Source organism: Novosphingobium sp. (genome assembly GCF_041915465.1).
Lineage (GTDB): Bacteria > Pseudomonadota > Alphaproteobacteria > Sphingomonadales > Sphingomonadaceae > Novosphingobium.
Map to the genome: position 1 here is coordinate 24507 of NZ_JAYSBK010000031.1, position 6460 is coordinate 30966.

Here is a 6460-nt window from a genome sequence, read left to right on the forward strand (position 1 = left end):
ATTGCGGGTGATGAGCTGGCTTGTCAACGGCCCTCTGCCTCAAGCCGTTCGACCTCCTCGCAGTAGGGGCGGATTGCGCGGACCATCAACAGGGTTGCAAGCGGAAGCAGGACCGCGGCGGTCAGCACCAGGGCCTTCCAAAGGTCGGCCTCATTGCCGATCACGCGCTGTGCGACCGAGCCGACCACCTGGCTGCCCATTGCGCCAAAGAAGGTAAACATGAAGAGGTAGAAGGCGGTCACCTGTCCGCGCATTTCGGGCGGCGCGATGCGCTGGATCGCGGCGTTCTGCGGCACGGCGCCAGCCAGGCCGAATACGCCGCCCAGCGACATCACGGCCAGCGAAGCCTCGCCTGTGGGCATCATCGGCGAAAGGATCGCGCAGACCGTTACGCAGCCGAACAGGATCGCGGCGGCGCGCACGTTCGCGTCCTTGTGGCGCTTGGCCAGCCATTCGACGAAGATCCCGCCGAGCAGGATCCCGGCAAGGTTGGAGACGAGCAGCATCGGCGCCATGACCGATCCGATCTGCGCTTCGTTCCAGCCGAAAGTGCGCATCATGAACGGCACGCGCCAGAAGGCGAGGCCAAAGGTTTCGACAGCCGAAAGCGCCAGCGCGCCGAACATCGGATAATAGACTGCGCGGCGCGCGTTGATCGCCTGCAGCGCATCGAAGCCCATGAAGGTGACAAGGCGGCGGCCCGCGCTGGCATCGGCGGGCAGTTCGCTCGACTTGCCGGCGGGCAGCTTGCGGGCGGGTTCCTTCGTGTACAGCAACAGCAGCGCGGCGAGCAGGCCGCCCAGCCCCATGTAGACCATGATCCACTGCCAGCCGAAGATCTTCATCCCCAGCAGCCGGACATCGCCCCAGCCTGCCGATGCCACCACCAGCTTGCCGCCGAAATAGACGCCCAGCGTGGTCCCGCCGATGAAGCCCAGTTGCAGCAATGCAAAGGCGCGGGTGATCTTCTTGGGCGGGAAGGCGTCGGCAATAAGCGAATAGGCGGCCGGGGCATGGGCCGAGCCGCCCGCGCCCAGGAACATCCGGGTGCCAATGAACTGGCGAAAGCTTTGCGCCATGCCGCCCAGCACCATGATTGAAGAGGTCACGACCACGCCGCCCGCCAGCACCAGCTTGCGCGGATAGATGTCGGCAAGGCGCGCCAGCGGAATGCCGACCAGCACATAGAAGATGATGCTTGCCGGGCCGCCAAGGAAGCCGAGCTGTTCGTCGGTCAGCTGGAAGTCTGCCTTGATGCGCTGTGCCAGCATCCCGAAAACGGTCTGGTCGAAGAAGTTGAGGAAGGTGGCAAGAATGATCGCGAACAGCGCGAAATAGGCCGCGCCTGCGCTCGGCCAGTGGCCGCTTGCTTCTTCGCTGCCATGGCTTTCGGGACCGGGGACCGCGCCGCCGGGTTCGACAATGAGTTCGGGCGCCGCCGGCGTGGGAGCGATGGCCATGCTTTTCTGATCCTCTCCAACGCGGACCGTTTCCCGGCCCGTCGAATCCTCTTGGCAATTTGTAAGTAACATATACAAAAAGGCCAGCGGTAAATTTTACCGAATGGGAGAGTGACATGCAGAATCTGGAAGGCAAGACCGCCTTCGTGACGGGCGGTGCCTCGGGCATCGGTCTGGGGATCGCCAAGGCCCTGCTGGGTGCGGGAATGAAGGTGGTGATCGCGGATATTCGCGACGACCATCTGGCAGAGGCGAGCGCGGAACTGAACGGCGGCGACAATGTGCTGGCGGTCAAGCTGGACGTGACGAATCGCGAACAGTTCGCCGCCGGTGCCGACGCCGCAGAGGCGAAGTTCGGCAAGATCCATCTGCTGGTCAACAATGCCGGCGTCGGGCTGGTCGGGCCGACCGACCTTGCCACCTTCTCGGACTGGGACTGGGTCAACAACGTCAACGTTGGCGGCGCGATCAACGGCGTCGTCACGGTGCTGCCGCGCATCCTGGCGCACGGCGAGGGCGGACACATCGTCTGCACCGCCTCGATGTCGGCGCTGGTGCCGGTGGGCGGGACCACGATCTATTCGGCCGGTAAGGCCTATGTCACCAGCATGATGGAATGCATGCGCCCCGAATTCGAAGGCCGCGGTGTGATCTGCTCGGCGTTCTGCCCGGGCGCGGTGCAGTCGAACATCGCTGAAAGCGGCAAGACGCGGCCTGCGGAACTGGCCGAGACCGGTTACGCCGAGGCCGACAAGCGCCGGCAGGCCAGCGGCGACCTCAAGCATCTGTTCCAGACCAAGGAAGAGGTTGGCCAGCGCGTGCTGGAAGGCATTTTGAACGACGAGCTCTATATCCTCACCCATAGCGAATTCCTGGTCGGCGTGCGCGAGCGCGGCGAGGCGACCACGGCGGCCGTGCAGACCCATCTGCCCGAGAATCCGGAATACAAGGCCACATTCGCGATGCTGTTCCGCAACCCCGCGATCACCGAGGAAATCGCGCGCCAGAACGCGCTCAAGGCCAAGCGGGGAGGCTGAGGCGATGAAGGACTTCAAGGGCCGCACGGCCTTCGTCACTGGCGGGGCCAATGGCGTCGGCATCGGCATCGTGCGCAATCTGCTGAATGAAGGCTGCAAGGTCGCGATTGCCGATATCCGGCAGGACTCGATCGACAAGGCGCTCGCCAGCCTCGACAACCGCGAGGTGATGGGCGTCCAGCTCGACGTTGCCAGCCGCGATGGCTTCAAGGCAGCAGCGGACGAGGTTGAGGCGAAGTTCGGCCCGGTCTCGATCCTGGTCAACAACGCGGGCGTCAACCTGTTCCAGCCGATCGAGGAAAGCACCTACGACGATTGGGACTGGCTGATGGGGGTCAACCTCCACGGCGTGATCAACGGCGTGCAGACCTTTGTGCCGCGCATGGTCGAACGCGTGAAGGCGGGGACACAGGTCGGCGGCCACGTGATCAACACCGCCTCGATGGCCGGGTTCCTCTCCTCGGGCAGTCCGGGCATCTACAACACCACCAAGGCGGCGGTGCGGGCGCTGTCGGAATCGCTGCGCTACAGCCTGCTGCAATACGGGATCGGCGTGTCGGTGTTATGCCCGGGACTGGTCAAGAGCCTGATCTATGCGAGCGACGCGATCCGGCCCGACGACCTCAAGGGCGCGATGAAGGCAGTCGACACGGCGGCGGTCGAGCGGCTGCAGGGCGTGCACGAATACGGCATGGAACCCGACGTGATCGGCGCGCGCACGATCGAGGCGGTGAAGGCCAACCGGCTCTATATCTTCAGCCACCCCGATCATAAGGAAGAGCTGCGCGAAGTGTTCGACTACATCCTCGATCACTACCAGGACTATCCGAAGGATCCGGGCTTCGATCAGCGTGTGGCCTTCGAAAAGTTCCGCGCCGATGCCGGGCGCGAGGCACGCAGAAAGTCTTTGGCGGCGGAATAGGATCTGTCGACAGTTGCGGTTCAGGTCATGGGCGCTAGGCTGGCACCCATGATCAGGACTCTTTGCGCCATCGCCGCGGCCGCCGTCATTGCGGCCGCCCCGCTATCTGCCGTCCATGCCGAACCGGCGGTGGTCGATCTCGATACGGCGGTAAACTGCGCCGTCGTGTTCGGTATCATCGCTTCCGAACAGCAACGCGGCGCGCCCGGCGCGGATGCCTATCCACCGCTGGCCGAACGCGGGAAGGAGTTCTTCGTGCAGGTCGGCGCCCGCCTGATCGACGAGCAGCACCTCAACCAGGACCAGGCGCGCGAATATTTCCAGTCGCGGGCCAAATCGCTCCAGAACGAGCTGGCCTCCGCATCCGATCCCAAGCAGCGGCTGGACGCTCTCGCCGGTCCCTGCATCAACTTGCTTGACGCGGCGATTCCCGCCCGCTGAACGGTGCGGCGCGGCAGCGCATGGGGCGCGAAATCGAAGCGAGAGCGGCGGAACTGTTGCAAAAGCCCGCAGGAGCCGTAGCTGTTTCAGTCGCATAGTCGTAACATTTTTGCCGCATGGTAGCCGCAAAGGGCCCAATGCGGCTCGCAACCGGGAAGGTTCAAGCACGACATGGCTGCCGATGGCGCAATACGGGATAGGGCGGTGCAAGGGGAGTTCGAGGGGGGCGGGCCGGCGTCTGCGTCAGGCCGCTATTTCAACCGTGAGCTCAGCTGGCTTCAGTTCAACCGCCGGGTGCTGGCCGAAGCAAGCCACAGCGCCCATCCCTTGCTCGAACGGCTGCGCTTCCTGGCGATCTCGGGTGCCAACCTCGATGAATTCATCATGGTTCGCGTCGCCGGGCTGCGCGGCCAGCAGCTGCGCCGGATCGAAGCGCTGTCGATCGACGGCCTGACCCCGGGCCAGGCGCTTGAACGGATCGAGGCGCGGTCGGCTGCATTGATGGCCGAGCAGCACCGTTGCTGGAGCGAACTGCGTCCGCTGCTTGCCGCCGAGGGGATCGAAGTGCTTGGCGCGGAAGAGATCACGCCTGCACAGTCGCGCACGCTCGATCGCTACTTCACCGAGCAACTGTTTCCGGTCCTGACTCCGCAGGCGCTCGACCCGGCGCATCCGTTCCCGTTCATTCCGAACCTTGGTCTCAGCCTGATGTTCGACCTGCGGCACCGGGCCACCGGGGCCATGGTCCACGAACTGATCATGATCCCTTCGGGCCTGCCCCGCTTCATTGAGCCGGAGCCGGGCCGGTTCGTGCCGGTCGAGGCCGTGCTGCGGCATTTCGCGGGGCGGATATTCCCGGCGTTCGACGTGCTGGGTTCGGCCGTCTTCCGCGTGATCCGCGACAGCGACATTGAGCTTGAGGAAGAGGCCGAAGACCTCGTGCTGTCGTTCCGCACCGCGATCCTGCGCCGCCGCCGTGGCCGGGTGATCCACGTGGTGACGGAACGGGTGATCCCGCCCGCGCTGCGCAGCTTCATTGCGGAACAACTTGGCGGCGAGGCTACCGTCACCGAAAGCGATGCGCTGCTGGGGCTTGCCGATTTCGAGCAGATCGTGGCGATCGACCGGCCAGACCTCAAGTTCGAGCCCTATACAGCGCGATTTCCGGAACGCATCCGCGAGCATGATGGCGATTGCTTTGCCGCGATCCGGCAGAAGGACATCATCGTCCACCACCCCTACGAGAGCTTCGACGTGGTGCTGGCCTTCCTGCGGCAGGCGGCTAACGATCCCGATGTTCTCGCAGTCAAGCAGACGCTTTACCGTGCGGGCAAGCAGGGTGCCGTGATCCGCGCGCTGTGCGATGCGGCAGAAGCGGGCAAGTCGGTCACTGCCGTGGTCGAACTCAAGGCGCGCTTCGACGAAGAGCAGAACCTGCGCTGGGCCGAACAGCTCGAACGCGCGGGCGTGCAAGTGGTCTATGGCTTTATCGAGCTCAAGACCCATGCCAAGTGCAGCATGGTCGTGCGGCGCGAGGGGCAAGGGACCCGCAGCTACTGCCACTTCGGCACCGGCAACTATCATCCGCAAACCGCGCGGACCTATACCGACCTGTCGTTCTTCACCGCCGATCCGGCGATCTGTGCGGACGCGGCGGCAATGTTCAACTTCATCACCGGCTATCTCGATCCGAATCTGAAGAAGCTGGCGATCAGTCCGATCAATCTGCGCCAGCGGGTCTATGATCTGGTCGATACGGAAATCGCCAATGCCCGGGCCGGTCTGCCGGCGCAGATCTGGGCCAAGATGAACTCGCTGTCCGACCGCGGCATGGTCGACAAGCTCTACGAGGCCAGCGCGGCGGGGGTGCAAATCGCCCTGGTGGTGCGTGGGGTGTGCTGCCTGCGCCCCGGCGTTCCGGGCCTGTCCGAAAACATTACCGTCAAGTCGATCCTTGGCCGCTTCCTTGAACACAGCCGCGTCTGGGCCTTTGCCAATGGCGCGCCGCTGCCCAGCCGCCAGGCCAGGGTGTTCGTTTCTTCGGCCGATTGGATGAGCCGCAATTTCGATCGCCGCGTCGAATATGCGCTCGAGATCGAGAACGCCACTGTCCACGATCAGGTGCTTGACCAGGTGATGCTGGCCAACCTCAAGGATACCGAGCGCTCGTGGTTGCTGGCCGCAGATGGCAATTATGCCCGCGCGGTCGGACTTGGCCCGGCTTTCGATTGCCACGAATACTTTATGCACAACCCATCGCTGTCCGGGCGCGGCGCGGCGCTGGGCGAAGCTGGCGAAGTCCCCAAACTCACCCTAAACCCGCCCCTCTAAGGGGGATTCGCGCGTGGATTCAGTGCGGCGCAAGGCGATTGTCGACATCGGGTCGAACTCGATCCGACTGGTCGTGTTCGGCGGCCATCCCCGCGCGCCCGTGGTGCTGTTCAACGAAAAGGTCATGGCCGGGCTCGGACGCGGCCTTACGCCGGGTGCCGCGCTCGATCCCGAAGCCCGCGAAGTTGCACTGAAGGGGCTGTCGCGCTTTGCCGCGCTGCTGCGGCTGATGGAGCCGGTCGACCTGAGGGTGGCGGCGACGGCGGCTG

The 6460-nt window shown here is 64.5% G+C and carries 5 protein-coding genes and 1 pseudogene; 5 read left to right on the plus strand and 1 reads right to left on the minus strand.

Annotated features, from left to right (window positions below; translation table 11 throughout):
- Window positions 1-23: 23 nt before the first annotated feature.
- Window positions 24-1460: an MFS transporter gene (locus tag ACE3SN_RS07565; protein WP_374528924.1), complete on the minus strand. Its 1437-nt coding sequence runs from the start codon at window positions 1458-1460 to the stop codon at window positions 24-26.
- A gap of 116 nt (window positions 1461-1576) precedes the next feature.
- Here ACE3SN_RS07565 and ACE3SN_RS07570 point away from each other — a divergent pair, with 116 nt between their 5' ends.
- From ACE3SN_RS07570 to ACE3SN_RS07590, 5 genes and pseudogenes are all read left to right on the plus strand, one after another.
- Entirely contained in the window at window positions 1577-2497 is a 921-nt protein-coding gene (locus ACE3SN_RS07570) for an SDR family NAD(P)-dependent oxidoreductase (RefSeq protein WP_374528926.1), read from the plus strand.
- A gap of 4 nt (window positions 2498-2501) precedes the next feature.
- Window positions 2502-3419: an SDR family NAD(P)-dependent oxidoreductase gene (locus tag ACE3SN_RS07575; protein WP_374528928.1), complete on the plus strand. Its 918-nt coding sequence runs from the start codon at window positions 2502-2504 to the stop codon at window positions 3417-3419.
- A gap of 48 nt (window positions 3420-3467) precedes the next feature.
- Window positions 3468-3860 (plus strand): hypothetical protein, encoded by a 393-nt coding sequence (locus tag ACE3SN_RS07580; RefSeq protein ID WP_374528930.1) that lies wholly within the window; start codon window positions 3468-3470, stop codon window positions 3858-3860.
- A 204-nt stretch (window positions 3861-4064) separates the two neighbouring features.
- The gene (locus ACE3SN_RS07585) at window positions 4065-6191 is read left to right on the plus strand and encodes an RNA degradosome polyphosphate kinase (RefSeq protein WP_374528932.1); all 2127 of its coding nucleotides are present in this window, start codon (window positions 4065-4067) and stop codon (window positions 6189-6191) included.
- A 13-nt stretch (window positions 6192-6204) separates the two neighbouring features.
- A pseudogene (locus ACE3SN_RS07590) lies at window positions 6205-6460 on the plus strand (Ppx/GppA family phosphatase); the annotation flags it as partial.